The 19,535-nt window shown below is 67.0% G+C and carries 19 protein-coding genes; 9 read left to right on the top strand and 10 right to left on the bottom strand.

From position 1 onward, the window contains the following. Nucleotides 1-47: 47 nt before the first annotated feature. Nucleotides 48-401 (bottom strand): TfoX/Sxy family protein, encoded by a 354-nt coding sequence (locus tag KXJ60_RS17120; protein ID WP_291130801.1) that lies wholly within the window; start codon nucleotides 399-401, stop codon nucleotides 48-50. 38 nt (nucleotides 402-439) lie between these two features. Between KXJ60_RS17120 and KXJ60_RS17115 the strand changes: the two genes are divergently transcribed. From KXJ60_RS17115 to KXJ60_RS17105, 3 genes are all read left to right on the top strand, one after another. Then, nucleotides 440-1,051 (top strand): TetR/AcrR family transcriptional regulator, encoded by a 612-nt coding sequence (locus KXJ60_RS17115; protein ID WP_291130798.1) that lies wholly within the window; start codon nucleotides 440-442, stop codon nucleotides 1,049-1,051. Between the two features lie 70 nt (nucleotides 1,052-1,121). Beyond that, nucleotides 1,122-2,102, top strand: a complete 981-nt coding sequence (locus KXJ60_RS17110; RefSeq protein ID WP_291130795.1) for an MBL fold metallo-hydrolase — start codon at nucleotides 1,122-1,124, stop codon at nucleotides 2,100-2,102. Nucleotides 2,103-2,189: 87 nt separating this feature from the next. Beyond that, nucleotides 2,190-3,464: an anion transporter gene (locus tag KXJ60_RS17105; protein WP_291130792.1), complete on the top strand. Its 1,275-nt coding sequence runs from the start codon at nucleotides 2,190-2,192 to the stop codon at nucleotides 3,462-3,464. Nucleotides 3,465-3,520: 56 nt separating this feature from the next. Here the strand turns inward: KXJ60_RS17105 and KXJ60_RS17100 are convergent, their stop codons facing one another. Continuing rightward, entirely contained in the window at nucleotides 3,521-4,441 is a 921-nt protein-coding gene (locus tag KXJ60_RS17100; RefSeq protein ID WP_291130790.1) for a DUF6279 family lipoprotein, read from the bottom strand. Between KXJ60_RS17100 and glmU the strand changes: the two genes are divergently transcribed. After that, nucleotides 4,440-5,861, top strand: a complete 1,422-nt coding sequence (glmU, locus tag KXJ60_RS17095) for a bifunctional UDP-N-acetylglucosamine diphosphorylase/glucosamine-1-phosphate N-acetyltransferase GlmU (protein WP_291130787.1) — start codon at nucleotides 4,440-4,442, stop codon at nucleotides 5,859-5,861. The two genes, KXJ60_RS17100 and glmU, sit on opposite strands and share 2 nt — an antisense overlap. A gap of 127 nt (nucleotides 5,862-5,988) precedes the next feature. Here the strand turns inward: glmU and KXJ60_RS17090 are convergent, their stop codons facing one another. Both KXJ60_RS17090 and KXJ60_RS17085 read right to left on the bottom strand, forming a co-directional pair. Further along, entirely contained in the window at nucleotides 5,989-6,717 is a 729-nt protein-coding gene (locus tag KXJ60_RS17090) for a DUF2726 domain-containing protein (protein ID WP_291130784.1), read from the bottom strand. A 151-nt stretch (nucleotides 6,718-6,868) separates the two neighbouring features. Continuing rightward, nucleotides 6,869-7,375, bottom strand: a complete 507-nt coding sequence (locus tag KXJ60_RS17085; RefSeq protein WP_291130803.1) for an Lrp/AsnC family transcriptional regulator — start codon at nucleotides 7,373-7,375, stop codon at nucleotides 6,869-6,871. A 135-nt stretch (nucleotides 7,376-7,510) separates the two neighbouring features. Between KXJ60_RS17085 and glmS the strand changes: the two genes are divergently transcribed. Continuing rightward, nucleotides 7,511-9,367: a glutamine--fructose-6-phosphate transaminase (isomerizing) gene (glmS, locus tag KXJ60_RS17080; protein ID WP_291130782.1), complete on the top strand. Its 1,857-nt coding sequence runs from the start codon at nucleotides 7,511-7,513 to the stop codon at nucleotides 9,365-9,367. Nucleotides 9,368-9,627: 260 nt separating this feature from the next. Here glmS and KXJ60_RS17075 read toward each other — a convergent pair whose 3' ends face one another. Then, nucleotides 9,628-10,290: a nitroreductase family protein gene (locus KXJ60_RS17075; protein WP_291130780.1), complete on the bottom strand. Its 663-nt coding sequence runs from the start codon at nucleotides 10,288-10,290 to the stop codon at nucleotides 9,628-9,630. 320 nt (nucleotides 10,291-10,610) lie between these two features. Between KXJ60_RS17075 and KXJ60_RS17070 the strand changes: the two genes are divergently transcribed. From KXJ60_RS17070 to KXJ60_RS17055, 4 genes are all read left to right on the top strand, one after another. After that, nucleotides 10,611-11,585, top strand: coding sequence for a tripartite tricarboxylate transporter substrate binding protein (locus KXJ60_RS17070; RefSeq protein ID WP_291130779.1), 975 nt, complete (start codon nucleotides 10,611-10,613; stop codon nucleotides 11,583-11,585). Nucleotides 11,586-11,609: 24 nt separating this feature from the next. Then, nucleotides 11,610-12,401 (top strand): enoyl-CoA hydratase/isomerase family protein, encoded by a 792-nt coding sequence (locus tag KXJ60_RS17065; protein WP_291130778.1) that lies wholly within the window; start codon nucleotides 11,610-11,612, stop codon nucleotides 12,399-12,401. Between the two features lie 4 nt (nucleotides 12,402-12,405). Beyond that, nucleotides 12,406-14,499 carry an acetate--CoA ligase family protein gene (locus KXJ60_RS17060; protein ID WP_291130772.1) on the top strand — a complete coding sequence of 698 codons (2,094 nt, stop codon included), beginning with the start codon at nucleotides 12,406-12,408 and terminating at the stop codon, nucleotides 14,497-14,499. Between the two features lie 108 nt (nucleotides 14,500-14,607). Then, nucleotides 14,608-15,402 carry a helix-turn-helix domain-containing protein gene (locus KXJ60_RS17055; RefSeq protein WP_291130770.1) on the top strand — a complete coding sequence of 265 codons (795 nt, stop codon included), beginning with the start codon at nucleotides 14,608-14,610 and terminating at the stop codon, nucleotides 15,400-15,402. A 43-nt stretch (nucleotides 15,403-15,445) separates the two neighbouring features. Here KXJ60_RS17055 and KXJ60_RS17050 read toward each other — a convergent pair whose 3' ends face one another. The 5 genes from KXJ60_RS17050 to KXJ60_RS17030 all read right to left on the bottom strand — a co-directional run. Next, nucleotides 15,446-16,261, bottom strand: coding sequence for an SDR family NAD(P)-dependent oxidoreductase (locus tag KXJ60_RS17050; protein WP_291130768.1), 816 nt, complete (start codon nucleotides 16,259-16,261; stop codon nucleotides 15,446-15,448). Nucleotides 16,262-16,298: 37 nt separating this feature from the next. Continuing rightward, complete coding sequence (locus KXJ60_RS17045) at nucleotides 16,299-17,108, bottom strand: enoyl-CoA hydratase-related protein (protein WP_291130766.1); 810 nt, start codon at nucleotides 17,106-17,108, stop codon at nucleotides 16,299-16,301. Nucleotides 17,109-17,143: 35 nt separating this feature from the next. Further along, nucleotides 17,144-18,331 carry a thiolase family protein gene (locus tag KXJ60_RS17040; RefSeq protein WP_291130763.1) on the bottom strand — a complete coding sequence of 396 codons (1,188 nt, stop codon included), beginning with the start codon at nucleotides 18,329-18,331 and terminating at the stop codon, nucleotides 17,144-17,146. Further along, on the bottom strand, nucleotides 18,328-18,759 hold the full coding sequence (locus KXJ60_RS17035) for a hypothetical protein (protein WP_291130761.1): 432 nt from the start codon (nucleotides 18,757-18,759) through the stop codon (nucleotides 18,328-18,330). Before KXJ60_RS17035 ends, KXJ60_RS17040 begins: the two co-directional genes overlap by 4 nt. Before the next feature lie 43 nt (nucleotides 18,760-18,802). After that, nucleotides 18,803-19,535, bottom strand: a 733-nt coding sequence (locus KXJ60_RS17030; RefSeq protein WP_291130759.1) for a tripartite tricarboxylate transporter substrate-binding protein, incomplete at its 5' end; no start/stop codon positions are given.

The raw sequence follows: 19,535 nt of genomic DNA, 5'->3' as shown, positions 1-19,535 counted from the left end.
GGGGCGGCCCGGCGGCTGGCCCGTTGCTCCCACGCTGCGCCTGGCGATCAGCCGCGTTTGCGGCGGGGCTGGCGCGCGGCCACGGCGGCTTCGAGCGCCAGCCGGGCCCAGGGCAGCATGAGCGCTGGCGACTCCAGTGCTTCGTCGGGCGGGGTGTGGTAGTTCAGGGTCATGGCCTTGCCCTTGGCTTCGTACACAAAGGGGCGGCCTCCGGCGGCCAGCCAGCGAGGCTGCGTCTCGGCGTTGGTCTTGAGGAAGAGCGTGTCCCAGGCAATGATCGCGATGTTCATGCCGTCAGTGGAAATGCCCCAGCCACCGAACATGCGCAGCGCCACGCAGGGCCCCACGCACGAGAGCAGCTCGCAGGCATGCATTGCAAAGGGATCGACGGCTTTGACCATCGGTGCATCGTAAGCGCGTCGCGGGCGACAATCCAGCCATGGCCCGACCCAAGTCCGCTTCCCACGACCTGCGCCGAGACGAGATCCTCGACGTGGCAGCGCGGTGCTTTGCCCAGCAGAGCTTTCCCGCCGCCAGCATGAACGACATCGCCACCGCCTTCGGCACGAGCAAGGCACGGCTCTACCACTACTACGAGAGCAAGGAGGCGATCCTGTTCGACCTGCTCGACCGGTACACGCAGCGCCTGCTGGCCCTGATTGGCGAGGCGGAAGGGCGCGCGCAGCGCAAGAACCTGAGCGAGCGCGACGCCCTCAGCGAGCTGGTGCGGGCGTTCCTGGCCGAGTACGAGACCTCGGCCACGCGCCATGTGGCCCTGCTCTCGGACACGAAATTCCTGGGCGACGTGCAGCGCGAGCTGATCCTCAACCGCCAGCGCGACGTGGTGGCCGCCTTCACCCGCTTCCTCAAGCGCGCCTACCCCGAGCGCGTGACGCCCGCCAACCAGACCGCGCTCACCATGATGGTGTTCGGCATGATCAACTGGACTTTCACCTGGCTGCGTCCGGGTGGCACCATGAGCTACAGCGCCTTTGCCGACGAGGTGGTTGACGTGCTGGAGCGTGGCTTTTCTGGCAATTCCGGTCCGTGATTTCAATTCACTTATGCGTAATTGATTTCGTTTAGGTAAAATTTCGGGCTTACCCACTCGGAGATCCGTCATGAGCAAAGCTTTCGCCTCCCAGGCCGACCTGGAAGACAAGAAAACCACCTTCGAACAGCTCAGCCCGCACTGCTGGGCCTACACCGCCGAAGGCGACCCGAACTCGGGCGTGATCATTGGCGAGAAGTTCATCATGGTGAGCGACGCCACCGCCACCCCGGCCATGGCGCAAGACCTCATCAAGCAGATCCGCAAGGTCTCGGACAAACCCATCAAATACGTGCTGCTGACGCACTACCACGCGGTGCGCGTGCTGGGAGCGAGTGCCTACCTGGCCGAAGGCGCCACCGAAGTGATCGCCAGCCGCGGCACCTACGAACTCATCGTGGAGCGCGGCGCGCAGGACATGCAGAGCGAAATGGAGCGCTTCCCGCGCCTGTTCCGCGGCGCAGACAGCGTGCCCGGGCTCACCTGGCCGACGCTGGTGGTGGGCGACGGCAAGCCCGGCCGCCAGGGCAGCCTGGAGGTGGACCTGGGTGGCGTGAAGGTGCAGATCTGGCACCCGGGCGCTGGCCACACGCGCGGCGACACCATCGCCTGGGTGGAAGAAGAGAAGGTGCTGTTCAGCGGCGACCTGGTGGAGTACGAAGCCGGCGTGTACACCGGCGACGCGCAACTCGAAGAATGGCCCGCCACGCTCGAAGCACTGCGCGCCTTGGGCGCCGAGTACATCGTGCCCGGCCGTGGCGAAGCCATGAAAGGCAACGCCGATGTGAACAAGGCACTGGACTACACGAAGCGCTGGGTGACCACGCTGTTCCAGGCTGGCAAGGAAGCCGCTGCTGCCGGCATGGACCTCAAGGCCGCCATGGCCCACACCCGCAAGAGCATGGACCCGGTGTTTGGCCACGTGTTCATCTACGAACACTGCCTGCCGTTTGACGTGAGCCGGGCTTACGACGAAGCCAAAGGCATCAAGAACCCGCGCATCTGGACGGCCGAGCGCGACAAGGAAATGTGGAGCGCCCTGCAGGCCTGATGCCGCAGCGATCCCATCGACCAGCCGCCTTCGGGCGGCTTTTCTTTTGCCTGCGGCTACGATCTGCGCTGCCCATCACCACCGCCCATGCCCACGCCCTTGCTTGAACACTCCGCCACCGACTGGGGCATCGTCGCGATTTTTGCCACGGTGTACCTCGGCATGTTTCTGGGCGGCCTGCCGCGCCTGAAGCTGGACCGTTCGGGCGTGGCGCTGCTGGGCGCCATCGCGGTGATCGGGCTCAGTGGCTTGCCGGTGGAAGACGCCGCGCGCGCCATCGATCTGCCCACCATCGTGCTGCTGTTTGCGTTCATGGTGGTGTCGGCGCAGATGCGGTTGGGCGGCTTTTATGGTGCGGTGACGCGGCGCGTGGGCGCCATGCCGCTGTCGCGCAACGGCCTGCTGGCCGCGCTGATCGTGGTCTCGGGCGCGCTCTCGGCGGTGTTTTCCAACGACGTCATCTGCCTGGCCATGACGCCGGTGGTGGCGCGGTTGTGCCTGCAGCGCGGCCTGAACCCGTTGCCCTTCCTTATCGGTCTGGCCTGCGCGGCCAACATCGGCTCGGCGGCGACGCTGATCGGCAACCCGCAGAATATGCTGATTGGCTCGGTGCTGCAGTTGCCGTTTGGCGGTTACGTGCGCCAGGCCTGGCCGCCGGTGGCCATCGCGCTGGTGCTGTTGTGGCTGTGGCTGGCTTACGGGCCGGGAGCGCGCACCGCGCCAGCGGCCGATGCCGGCCCGACGCCGCACGCTGCCGTGGCCGAGGCACCACCCGAGGAGCCGGCGTTTGACCCCTGGCAGACGGCCAAGGGCCTGGTGGTGGCCGGCGCGCTCATGGTCATCTTCCTGTTCTCCGACTGGCCGCGCGACGTGGCGGCTCTGGTGGGCGCGGGCGTCTTGCTGCTCAGCCGGCGTCTGCATTCGTCGCATGTGCTGGGGCTGATTGACTGGCCGCTGCTGCTGTTGTTCATGGGTCTGTTCGTCGTGAACCACGCCTTCGAAACCACCGGCCTGGCCGCACAGGCCGTGGCCTGGCTGGGTACGCAGGGTGTGCACCTGACCGACCCCGGGCCATTGCTGGTGGCAGGCGCATTGCTTTCCAACCTGGTGTCCAACGTGCCCGCGGTCATGCTGCTGCTGCCGCACCTGGGGGGCAGTGGCGAGCAGGCCGGCGTGATGCTGGCGCTGGTGACCACCTTTGCCGGCAACCTGTTGCTGGTGGGCTCGATCGCCAACCTGATCGTGGCCGACCTTGCGCGCCAGCAGGGCATCGTGATCGACTGGAAGCGCCACGCCGTCACCGGCATCCCGGTGACGCTGCTGACGCTGGCGCTGGTGTGGGGCTGGATGAGGCTGGGCTGACGGCTCATCCGCCACGCGCAGAGAAGCGGGGTCGTCCCGATCTTGCGCGATGGCGCTCAGCGCTGGGCGCTGAGGACGCGCAGGTCGTCCTCGTAACCCTTGAGCACGCGCGCGGCGTTGGCGCGCTGTTCGGCGCTGGTGCTGTTGTGCAGGGTGGCGAACTGGGCGCAACCCTGGCGGATCAGCTCGCGGTTGTAGGCCTCGTACTCGGGCACAGGTGAATGGCGAATGCGATCGATGTGTTCGCGCACCAGCTGCCGGGCCTTGGCCGGCGCGGCCTGCGCCTCGCGCACGGTCTGCAGCAGGTCGGCCTGGCGGCGCAGGCGCTCGGCCTGGGTGCGCTGCGCGTCAAAGGGCGACTTGCGCAGCAGCTCGCGCAGCAGGTCGCGCTGCGCGGGGTTGAGCTTGCCGTAGAAGGATTCGCTGCGCTCCAGCGCCTTGTCGAGCCGCTTGTTGAGGCGCTGCTCCGGCGTGCCGCTCAAGAAGTCCTTTTCAAACTTCTCGTTGCTCTCGGCCTGCTGCTGCTTCAGGTTCTCCAGTTGCGCGGGGCTGAGCTGCACGGCCAGGCGTGCAAAGGGCTCCACCGCTTCGGCGGCGGCGCGGTCCAGCCGCTGGCGAATGTCGTCGAACTGGCTGCAGGCCTGCGCGGGCGTCACGCTGTCACCGGCCATGGCCTGCCACTGGCGCAGCAGGCTGGCGTAGGTGGGGAGTTCCTGGCGGCGGTGCCACTGAAAGAAGGCGTTGAGGTCTTCGCGCGTCTGGGTGGTTTGTGCATCGCTCAGGTCGACGTAGCGGTCGATCCACCAGTAGCTCACGGTGGGGGCCTGGTTGTAGGCAAAGCGCGTGGCGGTGCAGGCGGCCAGGGTGAGCGCGAGTGCCGCGGCAGCGCCCAGGCGCAGCGCATGGCGGGCGATAATTCGCCGCTGTTGCTGGCTGGCAAGAACGCCGAGCCACCTGTTTTTGCAAGAGGTTTTCATGTCGTTCCCAGTGGATGTGGTGGTGATGGCGGCCGGCAAAGGCACGCGCATGAAAAGTCTGCGGCCCAAAGTGTTGCACCGTTTGGCCGGTCGCGCACTGGCGCAGCACGTCATCGACTGCGCCGCGCGGTTATCGGCGCGCTCGGTGGTGGTGATCACCGGCCACGGCGCTGAACAAGTCGAAGCCGGTCTGAGCCAACCCCTGGGCACGCCAGACAGTGCCGCGCCGCGCCTGCGCTATGTGCGCCAGGAGCCCCAGCTCGGCACGGGCCACGCGGTGCAGCAGGCCGTGCCGGTGCTGCCCGACGACGGCGTGGTGCTCATCCTCAATGGCGATGTGCCGCTGATTGGCCAGGCCACGCTGCAGGCCCTGCTGCAGGCGTGCGAGGGCCAGCACCTGGCGCTGCTCACGGTGGACACGGGGGGTGACGCCACCGGCTATGGCCGCATCGTGCGCTCGCAGGATGCCGACCGCTCGGTGCTTGCCATCGTCGAGCACAAGGACGCGAACGAGGCGCAGCGCCGCATCACCGAGTGGTACAGCGGCGTGATGGCGGCGCCGGCTGCCCTTCTCAAGCCGTTGCTGCAAGGCCTGACCAACGACAACAGCCAGCACGAGTACTACCTGACCGATGTGGTCAAACACGCGGTGGCGCAGGGGCGGGTGGTGCGCGCGGTCACCACGCGCGACGAGGTCGAGGTGGCGGGCGTCAACAGCCCGCTGCAACTGGCCGAGCTGGAGCGCGCCTGCCAGCGCCGCCTGGCCCACGCGCTGATGGAGCAGGGCGTGCGCCTGGCCGATCCGGCGCGGTTGGACGTGCGCGGGGAGCTGATGTGCGGGCAGGACGTCGACATCGACGTCAACTGCGTATTTGAAGGCCGCGTGAAGCTGGGCGACGGCGTGCGCATCGGTGCGAACTGCGTGATCGCCAACGCCGCGATTGATGCCGGCGCGGTGATCCATCCGTTCACCCACATCGATGGCGAGAAGCTGGGCGTGTCGGTGGGCCGCGGCGCGCTGGTGGGGCCATTTGCGCGCCTGCGCCCCGGCGCGCAACTGGGCGAAGACGTGCACATCGGCAATTTCGTGGAAGTGAAAAACAGCACCCTGGCGGCCGGTGCCAAGGCCAACCACCTGGCGTACCTGGGCGATGCCACGGTGGGCGAGCGGGTGAACTACGGCGCGGGCAGCATCACCGCCAACTACGACGGCGCCAACAAGCACCGCACCGTGATCGAGGCCGACGTGCACGTGGGCAGCAACTGCGTGCTGGTGGCACCCGTCACCCTGGGCGCGGGTGGCACGGTGGGTGGGGGCTCCACCATCACCAAGAGCACGCCGCCCGGTGCGCTGGCGGTGGCGCGGGGCAAGCAGATGGTGCTGGAGAACTGGCAGCGCCCGGCCAAGAAGAAGCCCTGAGAGAAAGAAGCGAAAGAAGGTTCCGGCGCGAAAGGACCCATTCCAGAGTGTCCGCGGAACCGGCTCCGCCGGGCCGCAGGACGCGCCCCCTCAAGGGGGTCGCGCGAAGCGCGGCGGGGGTGCCCCTCTACCTCCCGCGCACGTCGAGCGAACTGCCGTCGAAGCCGCTGTTGCCATTGGCGCGGCTGTCGTCAAAGCCGCGGCGGCCATTGCGGTTCAGGTCCATGAGCCCGCTCATGCCCATGATTTCCGACTCGCGGAAACCGGTGTTGCCATGCTGCTGGTCAAAGCCGGAGAACTGGCTCTCCAGTTGCTGCAGGGCGCTTTCGCGGCGCTCCTCTTTTGATTTGGGCTTGGGCAGTTCGGCCAGGTTGAGCTGGGTGCGGAACTCGGCCGGTGAGGGCATGCGGTGGATGCCGTTCTTGAGCAGCACGAAGCGCACGCCCGCCGTCTTCAGGATGCGGTTCTTGATCTTGACCTTGTGCGCCTTGGCCTTGGCGTCGCTCAGGTGGTGTTGCTCCACGTCAAACGCAAAGCTGGGCCGCCCGTCGGGGCCACAGACCACGAAGTCCACTTTCTGATCGGCCAGCCGCTCTTCGGCGCGCTCGCGGTCTTTGGCGCGGCGCACGGTGAGCATGTCCTTGAGCGACATGTTGGGCAGCACGATCTGGCCGGGAAAGGTGTCTTGCAGGTAGTCCAGCATGTGGGCCTGCTCGGGCGTGAGGACGCGCTCGGGCGAGTAGCGGTCTTCCCGTCCTGACGAGTCGCGGCGCTTCGTCCGGCGAACCGCCCAGATGCCCAGCGCCAGCAGCACCACGGCGGCAGCACCCAGCAGAGCGATCGTCACCACATCCATGCAATCTCCTTGAAGTCGGCCAATGCCTTTGTTTGAGGCATTTTAGAAGCGTGTTACAGGTGACTCGGCGCGTCAACCGGGTGTGCGCGGTGTGCATCCCCTTTTTTGTGAGGTTTGCATCAATACGCGCAGTGGGTTGGCGTCACCGCGTTCATGCACCGCCCGGGCCGCGCAGGCGGTTCAGCGGCAGCCGGGGCTCAAACTTGGCGCGTTTGAGGCTGAAAAAGGCCTTGATGTTGCGCACGTTGGCGTCGCTGGTGAACAGCTGCTGGGCCAGTGCCAGATACGCCGGCATGTCGGTGCAGTGCACGACCAGCATGAAGTCGGGGCCGGGGCTCACGCGGTAGCACTGTTGCACTTCGGGCGTGGGCAGCACGCGCGCTTCAAACGCGTCCAGGTGCTCGGCGCCCTGGCGCTCCAGGGTGATTTCCACCAGCGCGGTCAGGCCGCTGCCGAGCAGCGGGGCCAGCTTGTCGGTGCTGAGCAGCGCCACCTCGCGCTCGATCAGGCCCATTTGCCGCAGCCGCTTGATGCGCCGCAGGCTCGTGGGCGGCGACAGGTGGGCCAGTTCGGCCAGGGTCTGGTTGCTGCGTGAGGCGTCGGTCTGCAGGAGCTCCAGCAGGCGGAGATCGGCGTCGTCAATGACGATGGATTCCATTGAATCTGCTTTCATGAAAGTTTTCACCTTGGATATGTGATGGTGAAATTATCGGCCACAGATTATTAATGTTTGGCGATTAATTTCTGTTTGACCTGCTTAGCATCGACGCCATCCCAATTCAAGGAGCGAGATATGTGCGGCATCGTGGCAGGGGTTTCCGGGCGTGACATCGTGCCCGTGCTGGTTCAAGGCTTGCAGCGGCTGGAGTACCGCGGGTACGACTCGTGCGGTGTGGCCGTGCACCGCGGTGGCCTGCAGCGCGCGCGCAGCACGGCGCGTGTGGCCGAGCTGGCGCAACAGGTGCAGCAGGAGTCGGTTGCCAGCGGCACCGGCATTGCGCACACCCGCTGGGCCACGCACGGCGCGCCCGTGGTGCACAACGCCCACCCCCATTTCAGCCACGGGCCTGCGGCCGCCGCCGGTGCGGCCGGGCGTGTCGCGCTGGTGCACAACGGCATCATCGAAAACCACGACGAATTGCGCGCGGCCTTGCAGGCCAAGGGCTATGTGTTCGAGAGCCAGACCGACACCGAGGTCATTGCGCACCTGATCGACTCGCTCTACGAAGGCGACATCTTCACGGCCTTGCAGGCCGCCGTGTCGCAGCTGCACGGCGCCTACGCACTGGCCGTGTTCCACAAGGACGAGCCGCACCGCGTGGTGGGCGCGCGCGCCGGTTCGCCGCTGGTGCTGGGCGTGGGCCAGGGCGCCACCGAGCATTTCCTGGCCAGCGACGCCATGGCGCTGGCTGGCGTGACCGACCAGATCGTCTACCTGGAAGAAGGCGACCTGGTCGACCTGCAGCTGGGCCGCTACTGGGTGCTGGACGCCGCCGGCCGCGCGCTCGGCGCGGAGCAGCGCCCCGTGAAGACGGTGATGGCCCACAGCGGCGCAGCCGAGCTGGGCCCGTACCGGCACTACATGCAAAAGGAAATCTTCGAGCAGCCGCGCGCGATCGGCGACACGCTCGAAGGCCTGGAAGGCATCACCCCCGAGCTGTTTGGCGACGGCGCGTACCGCATCTTCAAAGAGATCGACAACGTGCTCATCCTGGCCTGCGGCACCAGCTACTACAGCGGCTGCACCGCCAAGTACTGGCTGGAAGACATCGCCAAGATCCCCACGCAGGTGGAAGTGGCCAGCGAATACCGCTACCGCACCAGCGTGCCCAACCCGCGCACCCTGGTGGTGACCATCACGCAAAGCGGCGAGACCGCCGACACCCTGGCTGCGCTGCGCCACGCACAGAGCCTGGGCATGAAGCACACGCTGACTGTGTGCAACGTGGCCACCTCGGCCATGGTGCGCGAATGCGAGCTGGCCTACATCACCCGCGCGGGTGTCGAGATTGGCGTGGCCTCCACCAAGGCCTTCACCACGCAGCTCGCAGGCCTGTTCCTGCTCACGCTGGCGCTGGCGCAAACGCGCGGGCACCTGAGCGACGAAGCCGAGGCCAGCCACCTCAAGGCCATGCGCCACCTGCCCGTGGCGCTGCAAGCCGTGCTGGCGCTGGAGCCCCAGGTGATCAGCTGGGCCGAAGACTTTGCGCGCATGGACAACGCCCTGTTCCTGGGCCGCGGGCTGCATTACCCCATCGCGCTGGAAGGTGCCTTGAAGCTCAAGGAAATCAGCTACATCCACGCCGAGGCCTACCCGGCCGGCGAGCTCAAGCACGGCCCGCTTGCGCTGGTGACCGCCGCCATGCCGGTGGTGACCGTGGCGCCCAACGACACCCTGCTGGAAAAGCTCAAGAGCAACATGCAGGAAGTGCGCGCGCGCGGCGGCGTGTTGTATGTGCTGGCCGACGCCGACACCCGCATCGCCAGCAGCGAAGGCATTCACGTGATCCGCATGCCCGAGCACTACGGCGCACTCAGCCCGCTGCTGCATGTGGTGCCGCTGCAGATGCTGGCGTATCACACGGCGCTGGCCAAGGGCACCGATGTCGACAAGCCGCGGAATCTGGCGAAGAGTGTGACGGTGGAGTGAGAGGGCAGGGTTTGCTTCAGCCGAATGTGCGAGGCGGTTGAGAGGGCCGCCGGGGATTCCGAAACGGCGCAATTCGAGGCCCTCGGCCATGGGATGGCACAGCGGCAGCCTGCGAACCTCGGCTATGCCATGCCGGCGGTCAAGGCGGGAGCGGCGTTGAAGCTCGAAGTCAAAGGCTCCGACGCCGCATTTCCGCATTTCTTTCTGAGTCGCAACCGCGGGCCAGCTTCCAGCACATCAAGCCAGCCCGCGATGTCCACTTACTTCACTTCCGTCGCGAACTGCGCCAGCGGACGGCGCACCTTTTTCAGGTTGACCAGCCAGTCGCCTTCGCTCGCGCGGTAGCCCAGCGGAAGAATGGCCACGCTGCGCAGACCGCGCTCGCGCAGTTTCAGGATCTCGTCGAGCTTGGCGGGGTCGAAGCCCTCCATGGGCGTGCTGTCGACTTCTTCAAAGGCGGCTGCGATCAGCGCAGCGCCCAGGCCGATGTAGGCCTGGCGGGCGGCGTGGTTGAAGTTCACCTCGGCGTCGCGCTGGGGGTAGCTGTTGAGCAGCATCTGGGGGTAGTTTTCCCAGCCTTCGTTGGTGCCACCGCGCTGTTCGTTGGTGAGGTCGAACATGTGGTTGATGCGCTCGGCCGTGTAGTTGTCCCAGGCGGCGAACACCAGCAGGTGCGAGCCGTCGGTGATCTGGGCCTGGTTCCAGGCGATGGGCTTGATCTGTTCGCGAACGGCCTGGCTGGTCACGACGATGATTTCGAACGGCTGCAGGCCGCTGGAGGTGGGGGCCAGGCGCGCCGCTTCGACGATGCGGTCCACCTTGTCTTGCGGCACCGGTTTGGTGGCGTCCATCTTCTTGGCGGCGTAGCGCCACTGCAGCTTGTCCAGCAGGACGGGGTGTTGGGGTTGCGAAAGGTCGCTCATGGGAAATGCTCCAAAGATTGCAATGCCTGCACGGTGCAGGCTGGCCGGGCGAATTCTGTCGCAGCGCGGCCAACGCTGCTGGCGCGCGCGCAAACAGCGTGCTTGCGCGGGACATGGGACAGCCGCCCAGCAAAGTTGCGCCACATCGGGCAGGCGCACCGCCGGAGCCGGGTTGTGGCTGGGGTTGGGAATTCCATTCAGTGGAATGAAAGGGGTCACAAAAGCAGGTGGCGCCCCTAAGCTTGCGGCCATGTTCTAAGGCGCGCCCAGATGTGCCGAGCGTTTGAATCCCTGCCGTTAGAGCCCCTCAGGAGACATCCATGAACCGATTCCCGACACCCATCCGCCAGCTCGGCTGCGCCCTCCTGGCCAGCCTGGCCGTGTTCGCGGGCACCGCCCACGCCCAATACCCCGATCGCCCGGTGCGCATCATCGTGCCCTTCGCCCCCGGCGGCGGCACCGACCTGATCGCGCGCACCCTCGGTCAAGGCATGACCAAGGAGCTGGGTCAGTCGGTGATCATTGAAAACAAGCCCGGCGCCGGCACAGTGATCGGCACCGACCTTGCCGCCAAAAGCCCGCCCGATGGCTACACGCTGGTGATCGCCACGCTGGCGCACGCGGTCAACCCCAGCCTGCTGCCCAAGTTGCCCTACGCGAACGACACGGCGTTTGCCCCCGTCACCCTGGTGGGGCGTGGCCCCAACGTGCTGGTGGTGCGCCCGGACAGCCCGTACAAGACCGTGAAGGACATCCTGGACGCGGTGAAGGCGGGCAAGAACCTGTCTTACGCGTCGCAGGGCAACGGCACATCGGCCCACCTCGCGGGCGAGCTGTTCAACAACCTGGCCAAGACCCAGCTGCTGCACATTCCGTACCGCGGCGCAGGCCCGGCCATGACGGACTTGCGCGGGGGTCAGGTCGATCTGTTCTTTGGCACGGCCGCAGCGGTGGCGGGTTTCATCGAGCAAGGCACGCTGCGCGCCATTGCCGTGACCTCGCCCGAGCCCTCGCCCGCCTTCAAGGGCGTGCCCACCATCGCCTCCACCGTGCCTGGGTACTCGGTGGAAAGCTGGTACGGCTTCTTTGTGCCCGCAGGCACGCCGGCTCCGGTGATCGCCAAGCTCAACGCCGCCATCAAGAAGGCCTCGCAAGCGCCCGAGTTCCTGCAGAAGGTGGCGCAAGAGGGCCTGACCGTGACGGCTTCCGACCCGGCCGAATTCGACCGCTACGTGAAGGCCGAGGAAGCCCGCTGGCGCAAGGTCGTCAAGGAAAACAACATCAAATCCGACTGACACACAGGAAGAGGAAGCAACCCCATGGACTACTCATTGATCGAACTGCAGGTGGTGGACCGCGTTGCCACGCTGACCCTCAACCGCCCCGACAAGCGCAACGCCATGAGCGACGGCATGCGCTCGGAATTCATTCACGCGCTGGAGTCGGTCACCGCCGACAAGGCCATTCGCGCACTCGTGCTCACCGGGGCCGGCAAGGGCTTCTGTGCCGGTGGCGACATCGCGGGCATGCAAAAGCGCATGAACGCACCGGCGGGTGAGGTGGGCTTCAATGGCTGGCACCGCCAGCAGCGTGTGCACCACACGCAGGCCCTGCTGCACACCTGCCCCAAGCCGGTGATTGCGGCCGTGAACGGCGCGGCCTCCGGGCTCGGTGCCGACACCGCGCTGGCTTGCGACTTCATCATCGCCAGCGAGTGGGCCAGCTTTGCGTGGTCGTATGTGCTGCGCGGCATCATTCCGGATGGCGGCGGCATGTACTTCCTGCCGCGCCGCGTGGGCCTGTCCATGGCCAAGCAGCTGATCTTCACGGGCCGCCAGGTCAAGGTGGACGAAGCGCTGGCACTGGGCATCGTGGACCGCAAGACCAGCGCCGACACCCTGGTGTCCGATGCGCAGGCCTGGGCCGCCGAGTTGAGCCAGGCCTCCAGCACCGCGCTGGCCCTCACCAAGACCATCATCAACCAGAGCTTCGAACTCACCTCGCACGATGTGTTCGCGCAGGGCAGCCAGGCGCAGGGCATCTGCTACACCAGCAGCGAGCACCGCGCCTCGGTGGAAGCGTTTCTCGCCAAAGCCGCCGCCAAGGAATAAGCCGATGGACGCGATCTCGAAGTTGCTGGCGCCGCGCAGCGTGGCCGTCATCGGGGCATCGGCCGACCCGGGCAAGACGGCGGGCCGCCCCGTGGCCTACCTGCAGAAGCATGGCTTTGCGGGCCGCATCATGCCGGTGAACCCCAAGGCCGAGCGCATCGGCGATCTGCCCTGCTACGCCGACATCGCGTCGCTGCCCGAAGTGCCGGACGTGGCCATCGTGCTGCTCGGTGCCGAGCGCGCGCACCTGGCCGTGAAGGAGCTCGCGGCCCGGGGGTGCGCCGCCGCCATCGTGCTGGCCAGCGGCTACACCGAAACCGGCGAGGAGGGCGCGCGCCGCCAGCAGCAGCTGGTGGAGGCGGCGGGCGCCATGCGCATCCTCGGCCCCAACACCATCGGCCTGGTGAACCTCACCGACAAGATCGTGCTCTCGGCCACGGGCGCCCTGGAGATGGAGGAATTCCCCGTGGGCGGCATTGGCGTGGTGTCGCAGAGCGGCGGCATTCTGGGCTCGCTGCTCTCGCGGGCCGCGGCCCGTGGCATCGGTCTGAGCAAGCTCATTTCCACCAGCAACGAGGTGGACCTGGAGCTGGCGGACTTCATCGACCACCTGGCCGACGACCCCGCCACGAAGGTGATTGCCCTTTACGTGGAAACGGTCCGCAACCCCGCCAGATTTCGCGCCGCCTGCCTGAAGGCCGCGCGTGCGGGCAAGCCGGTGGTGGCCTTCAAGATTGGCCGCTCGGAGGCCGGTGCCCAGGCGGCGGTGTCGCACACCGGCGCCATGGCCGGCGCAGACCGCATGTACGACGCGCTTTTCCGGCAGGTGGGCGTGATCCGTGCCAGGAGTTTCAGCGACCTGCTCGACATTCCGGTGGCGCTGGCCACCGGCCGACAGCTGCTGGGCAAACGCGTGGCCATTCTCACCAGCACCGGCGGTGCCGGCACGCTGGTGTCTGACGACCTGGGCGTGGCAGAGTTTGAAACGCCCGCGCCCGATGCCGCCACCGCCGAGGCCTTGCGCGCGCTGCAGACCGGCGGCGAAGCCGTGCTTGACCGCAACCCGATCGACGTCACATTGGCCGGCCTGCGCCCCGACCTGCTGCGCGGCGCCATTCGCGCCCTGCTGGCCAGCCCGAGCTACGACGCGCTGGTGATCATCGTGGGCTCGTCCGGCCTGGCCATGCCGGAGCTGATGGCCAACGCCATCCGCGATTGCCTGCCCGACTCGGGCAAACCCATCATGGCCTACGTGAGCCCGCACGCGCCCGAGATTGGCGCGCTGCTCACGCGCCACGGCGTGCCCGCGTTTGCCGCTGCTGAGAGCTGCACGGCAGCGCTGGACGCCATGTTCAAGGTGGGGCGGTTCACCGCCCCGGTGGATGCGCCGCCCGTGGGTGCGGCCATTGCGTTTGAAGCGGCCACCGGCTCGCTGGACGAAGCCCAGGCCAAGCAGTTGTTTGCGCGGTTTGGCGTGCCCTGCGCGGCCGAGCGCATCGTGTCGACCCCCGCCGAAGCCGAGGCCGCCGCCCAGGCGCTCGGTGGTCGCGTGGTGCTCAAGATGCTGTCGTCCACGATCACGCACAAGAGCGATGTGGGCGGTGTGGCCGTGGGCCTCACGGCCGACACCGTGGGCGCCCGGCTGACCCGCATGAAGGCCGACGTGCAAGCCCACACCGGCGTGGCGCCCGAGCGTTTCCTGGTGCAGGAAATGGTGAACGGCGGCACCGAGCTGATCCTGGGGCTGCACCGGGATGCGCTGGGCACTGCCGTGCTGCTGGGCATGGGCGGCGTCACCGCCGAGCTGTTCAAGGACACCACGCTGCGCCTGCTTCCCGAGGACGAACACGGCCTGCGCGGCCTGTGCCGCGCCGAAGCCCTGGCCATGGCAAAGGACCTCAAGACCTGGCCCCTGCTCGACGGCTTCCGTGGGCGCCCCAAGGCCGATGTGGATGCGCTGGTGGACGCCATTGTGGCGTTTTCGGGCATGGCCGCCCAGCTGGGCGAGCGGCTCGTGGAAGCGGAGATCAACCCGGTGTTTGTGCGCGCGCAGGGCGAAGGCGTGAGCGCTGCAGACGGCGTCGTCGTGCTGGCTTGAGGTGGCGCGCATGAAGTGGCGGGCATGGGGGCGCCGGTGACTGGTACCCTCGGCCACCGCGCCAGCGCTTGAACCCGCAGGCGGGCGCGCACGTTGGAGGACTTGACCATGCAGCTGGAGGACACCGAAGAGCCCGATGCCAGGCTGGGGCGCTCGCCCACCAACCGTTCGCTGGTGCGCGGCATCGAAATCCTGCGGGCGTTTCGTCCCGGGTCCCACTGGCTGGGCAATGGCGACCTGGCGGAGCGCACCGGCCTGTCGCCCGCCACCGTCAGCCGGCTGACGCAAACGCTGGTGTTGACCGGGCTGCTGCAACACGACCCCCGCCGCCGTGCCTATGCGCTGGCGGCGCCCGTGCTGAGCATCGCGCACGCCATGCGCACCGGCTCGACCGTGCTGGCCACCGCCGCGCCGCTCATGCGCGCGCTGGCCGAGAGCCAGCGCATCAACGTGGGGCTGGCGGCTCCGGACAAGGACGAGATGGTGTACCTGGAGTCCATTCGCTACAACCGCCGGGTGGCGCTGCGCAAGGTGTTGTCAGGGCAACGCGTGCCGATGGAGCTCACATCGCTGGGGCGGGCTTACCTCGCCACCATCACGGCATCAAAGCGCAAGCGCTTGCAGGCCACGTTCCAGCAGCGCGCCGGGCCACACTGGCGCGAGCTGTCGGTGGAGATCAACACCGCCATCCAGCAGGTGCAGACGCAGGGCTACTGCGCGGCCTCCTGGCAACCCGAGGTGGTGGCACTGGCCACGCCCCTGGTCACCGATGAAGGCACCTTTGCACTCAACGTCAGCGTGTCGACCGATGAACCCCTGCCGCGCACGGCACGGCTGCTGTCTGCGCCTTTGCTGAAGCTGGCGGGCGAGATCCAGGCATCGTTGGCGCGTTTGCCGGCTTGATGCCGGCTGCAGCAGCCGGGCGCGAGAGGGCTCTGCTGGCGCGTCACACCATGGCAAAGCCGCCCGATGCGCCAATGGTCTGTCCGGTAATGAACAGGGCTCTGTCCGATGCGAGAAACGCGACCACGCCCGAAACGTCGGTGGGGCGCGCCAGGCGCCCCACGCCTTTGGAGATGGGATAGAGGTTGAGCATTTTGCCCAGCAACTCGTTGTTCTCCACGGTCGCGGCCACGCTCAGTGGACCGTCCTTGATGCCCTCATGAGAGACCGCGCCCAGGGCCACCGAATTGACAGTGACCGAGTGGCGTCCGTGTTCGCGTGCGAGCGCCTTGGCAAAGCCGGCAATGGCCGCCTTGGCGCCTGAATACACGGCCATGTTGGCTTCGCCAATGCGTCCAGCTTCGGAAATGATGTTGATGATCCGGCCGCCCTTGTGACTCACCATGCCGGGCAGCACGGCCTTGCAGCAGTGCATCGTGCCGTAGACATTGAGGTTCACGATCTTGGCCCAGTCGACCACCGGCATGTCCACGAAGGCGGGTGTGCGCCCCCCCTTTTCGCGCCGCTCGGGAATGATCCCGGCGTTGTTCACCAGAATGGTGACGGGCTGACCGAAGTGGCGGGTGGCTTGCTCCACCATTGCGTCCACCTGATCTTGCTGAGTGATGTCCGCCGGCGCCGCCAGCGCTGCGCCGCCGGCTGCCACGATGTCGGCCGCCACCGCCGCAGCGCGCTCAGGGAACAGGTCATTGACGACCACTTTTGCGCCTTCGGCGGCGAGTTCCAGGCAGATCTGGCGGCCCACACCCTGGCCACCGCCCGTGACCAGGGCCACTTGCGAGTTCAATCCGAGTTGCATGTTCTTTCTTCTTTCGTTCAATAAGTCAGCGGGATGCTCACCTTCCGGTGAAGCGGGGTTCACGTTTTTCGACGAAGGCGCGCATGCCTTCAATGCGGTCGTCGCTGTCAACGATCATGGCGGCGGCATAGCGTTCGTATTCCAGGCCTGAGTCCAGATCGGTCTGCATGCCGCGGTGGATCGCGCTTTTGGCAAAGCGCACTGCGAGGGGCGGATGCGCAGCGATGCGTTGCGCCAGTTCAAGTGCGGCGGGCATGAGCTCGTCGGGCGGCAGCACGCGGCTCACGATGCCGTAGCGGTGGGCGGTGTCTGCGTCGATCAGGTCGGCGGTCAGGATCAGTTCTTTGGCGCGCGCCTCGCCGATCAGGCGTGGCAGGCGCTGGGTGCCGCCTGCGGCTGGAATCACACCCAGCTTGATTTCGGGCAGCCCGAAGCGTGCGGTGGATGCAGCCAGTCGGAGGTCGCAACACAGCGCGATCTCCAGACCGCCGCCGAGCGCTACGCCGTTGATGGCTGCCACCACGGGCTTCTCGAACTCCTCCATGCGGCGAAACAGTTCATGTGTGGCCTTCTGGCGCACGAAGTACTCGGTCCCGCGCACCACGTCATTGGCGCGCTCCTTGATATCGGCGCCTGCGCAGAAGGCCCTGTCGCCCGCGCCGGTGACCAGGACCGCGCGCACCACATCGTCCTCTCGGGCGAGCTCGAAAAAGGCCCGTGCAAGGTCGGCCTTCATCGTGCCGCCCAGGGTGTTCATGCGGTCGGGCCGGTTCAGTGTGATCACGGCCACACGGTCACGCACTTCATACAGCAGCGTGCCCAGTTCCTGGATGGCGTTGGATGTCATGTGCAAGTCTCCCGTTGTGTTGAACCTGAGGGCGTTCACCCTGCGGCGGCCAGAATGTGGGCGACCGAGACCGAGCCCAGGCCGATCATGTGCGCCATGCCCCAGCGAGCCTGTGTGTGCTGGCGCCCCTCGGCTTCGCCACGCAACTGACGGGTGATCTCGGCCAGCTGGCCCAGGCCCGTCGGGCCCAGCGGATGGCCCATGCCGATGAGTCCCCCGGATGCATTGATGGCGCAGCGTCCGCCGATGCGCGAGTCGCCCCGGGCGAGGTAGTGCGCGCCTTCACCCGGCTCGCACACACCGATGGCCTCGCTGTAGATCAGCTCCTCCACCGAGAAGGCGTCGTGCAGCTCGAGCAGGTCGAGCTCGGTGGGGGCGATGCCGGCCTGCTCGAAGGCTTCCCTTGCGCTGGTGCGCACCAGCTCTGTGGCCGCGTCGCCGTACTGGCGCTCGTTGAGTTCGCTGCCTGCGACCGATGCACGCACCCGCACGCAGCGGCTGGCGTCCAGACCCAGACGCTGGATGGCATGACCCGATACCAGCACGGCAGCGGCTGCACCTTCTCCACGCGGGCAGCATTGCTGCACCGTGAGGTCGCCTGCCACGCGCGGTGATGCCAGCACCTGCTCCAGCGTGCGCGGCTTGCGGAACTGTGCAAACGGATTGAGTGCCGCGTTGGCGTGGTTCTTCACCGCCACGGCGGCCATCTCGTCCACGCTGGCACCCCGCTCGCGCAGGTAGGTGCGCGCCATCATGGCGAACTTCACGGCCGGGATGGTGGCGGTGTCGCTGAGCCGCTCCAGCCCGTCTTTGGTGATGGCCCGTCGCCCGTCCCCGTGCTTGTCGACGCCCAGCGCAAGCACCACGTCGCTCATGCCGGTGGCGATCTCCATGCACGCTTGTCGGAACGCAAAGGAGCCGGAGGCCGAAGCGTTCTCCACCTGGGTCACGGCCAGACCCGTGGAGCCCAGGTGGCGCAGCAGCACGCGCCCGGCGGCCATGCCGATGGACGTGGTACCGACATAGGCGCTCTTCACCTGCGGCCACTGCATTCCTGCATCCTCCAGCGCCGCGCGCACCGCGGTCAGGCCGAGCTGCGTGTATGGGGTGTCGCTGGGAAACTGGTAGGGGTGCAGGCCGATGCCGGCAATGAAGACACCCCCGTTGGCGTCCAGCCAGTCGCTGGTCGAACGGCTGCCGTCCTGTGCTTGCGTGCCGTTCATGCGGACGCTCCCTGTTCTTCCGGCACGAAGCGGCACGCGTACACGCCTTGCGCTTCATCGGGCTCGGCCACAGCGCGCAGGCGCATGCCCGGGCGCAATGAGCCTTCGTCCTTGACGCCGATCACGCCCTCTTCGACGATGCCCGGCGCGATGCGCACGTCGCCCGCGATGCTGGGCACAACCATGCCGGGCGTCAGTGGCACATGCAGCGTCACGAATTCGAGCAACTCGCCGCCGCCGGGGCGCCGCAATGTCTGTGCATCCCGGAGTGGGTCGCCACATTGCATGCACCCGGGCGCGTTGGACGGGAACGTGAGCGCGCTGCAAGCGGGGCATTGCGCAAAGAGGAAGTCGAGCGAGTGACCGTCCTGCGCCAGTCGGTACAGGGTGGGGTGGAGCGGTCTCAGGGCGGACGCGGGTTGTGTCATGAGGGTCATTCAGGCAGAGCGGTGGAGGAAGGGGGCGAACGACTCAGTCGAGCTTGGCGCCAGACTGCTGGACCACAGCGCGCCAGCGCACTATCTCGGACTTGACGAAAGCGCCGAGCTTCTCGTCGCGCAGGCCGACTTGAGGGATGCTGCCGAAGCGCTCGGTGCTTTGCAGCATCTCGGGCTCCACGATGGCCTTGGCGATTTCGTCGCCCAGGCGCTTCACGATCTCGGGAGGTGTCTTGGCCGGTACGAAGACGGCACTCCATGCGGTCGATTCGGCACTCGGCATGCCCAGCTCGCCCACTGTCGGCACATCGGGTGCGCTGGCCAGTCGCTTTTTGGAGGTGACAGCCAGCGCCGTGAGCTTCTTGCCCTGAATGAACGGCATCACCACCGCCGGGTAGTCGAACATGAGGTCGACATTGCCGGCCATCAGGTCGGTCAGGGCGGGACTGCTGCCGCGGTAGGGAACGTGGGTCATCTTGACCCCGGCAGCCGTCTGGAAGAGCTCTGCCGTGAGGTGGGTTCCTGTGCCCGGGCCTGCTGAACCGAAGTTGAGCTTGCCAGGGTTGGCCTTGGCGTAGGCAATCAGCTCGGGCACGGTCTTGTATGGGCGAGACGGGTTGATCACGAGCATGAGCGGTGTTTCAGACAAGCCATGGACGGGCACGAAGTCGGTCACCGGGTCGTAGCGCACGCTTTTGTACAGGGCCAGATTCGCAGCCTGCGTGCCCTGCGTGCCAAAGATCAGGGTGTAGCCGTCCGCGGGCCCC

This window comes from Hydrogenophaga sp. (assembly GCF_019264445.1).
Taxonomy (GTDB): Bacteria; Pseudomonadota; Gammaproteobacteria; order Burkholderiales; family Burkholderiaceae_C; genus Hydrogenophaga.
Note: the sequence above shows the minus strand (reverse complement) of the source record. Positions and strands in the feature narration are given on the sequence as shown.

Excerpts from the sequence above, each read along its gene's own strand:
- KXJ60_RS17120 (WP_291130801.1), bottom strand. The coding sequence starts at position 401 with ATGGTCAAAGCCGTCGATCCCTTTGCAATGCATGCCTGCGAGCTGCTC.
- KXJ60_RS17115 (WP_291130798.1), top strand. The coding sequence starts at position 440 with ATGGCCCGACCCAAGTCCGCTTCCCACGACCTGCGCCGAGACGAGATC.
- KXJ60_RS17110 (WP_291130795.1), top strand. The coding sequence starts at position 1,122 with ATGAGCAAAGCTTTCGCCTCCCAGGCCGACCTGGAAGACAAGAAAACC.
- KXJ60_RS17105 (WP_291130792.1), top strand. The coding sequence starts at position 2,190 with ATGCCCACGCCCTTGCTTGAACACTCCGCCACCGACTGGGGCATCGTC.
- glmU (WP_291130787.1), top strand. The coding sequence starts at position 4,440 with ATGTCGTTCCCAGTGGATGTGGTGGTGATGGCGGCCGGCAAAGGCACG.
- KXJ60_RS17100 (WP_291130790.1), bottom strand. The coding sequence starts at position 4,441 with ATGAAAACCTCTTGCAAAAACAGGTGGCTCGGCGTTCTTGCCAGCCAG.
- KXJ60_RS17090 (WP_291130784.1), bottom strand. The coding sequence starts at position 6,717 with ATGGATGTGGTGACGATCGCTCTGCTGGGTGCTGCCGCCGTGGTGCTG.
- KXJ60_RS17085 (WP_291130803.1), bottom strand. The coding sequence starts at position 7,375 with ATGGAATCCATCGTCATTGACGACGCCGATCTCCGCCTGCTGGAGCTC.
- glmS (WP_291130782.1), top strand. The coding sequence starts at position 7,511 with ATGTGCGGCATCGTGGCAGGGGTTTCCGGGCGTGACATCGTGCCCGTG.
- KXJ60_RS17075 (WP_291130780.1), bottom strand. The coding sequence starts at position 10,290 with ATGAGCGACCTTTCGCAACCCCAACACCCCGTCCTGCTGGACAAGCTG.
- KXJ60_RS17070 (WP_291130779.1), top strand. The coding sequence starts at position 10,611 with ATGAACCGATTCCCGACACCCATCCGCCAGCTCGGCTGCGCCCTCCTG.
- KXJ60_RS17065 (WP_291130778.1), top strand. The coding sequence starts at position 11,610 with ATGGACTACTCATTGATCGAACTGCAGGTGGTGGACCGCGTTGCCACG.
- KXJ60_RS17060 (WP_291130772.1), top strand. The coding sequence starts at position 12,406 with ATGGACGCGATCTCGAAGTTGCTGGCGCCGCGCAGCGTGGCCGTCATC.
- KXJ60_RS17055 (WP_291130770.1), top strand. The coding sequence starts at position 14,608 with ATGCAGCTGGAGGACACCGAAGAGCCCGATGCCAGGCTGGGGCGCTCG.
- KXJ60_RS17050 (WP_291130768.1), bottom strand. The coding sequence starts at position 16,261 with ATGCAACTCGGATTGAACTCGCAAGTGGCCCTGGTCACGGGCGGTGGC.
- KXJ60_RS17045 (WP_291130766.1), bottom strand. The coding sequence starts at position 17,108 with ATGACATCCAACGCCATCCAGGAACTGGGCACGCTGCTGTATGAAGTG.
- KXJ60_RS17040 (WP_291130763.1), bottom strand. The coding sequence starts at position 18,331 with ATGAACGGCACGCAAGCACAGGACGGCAGCCGTTCGACCAGCGACTGG.
- KXJ60_RS17035 (WP_291130761.1), bottom strand. The coding sequence starts at position 18,759 with ATGACACAACCCGCGTCCGCCCTGAGACCGCTCCACCCCACCCTGTAC.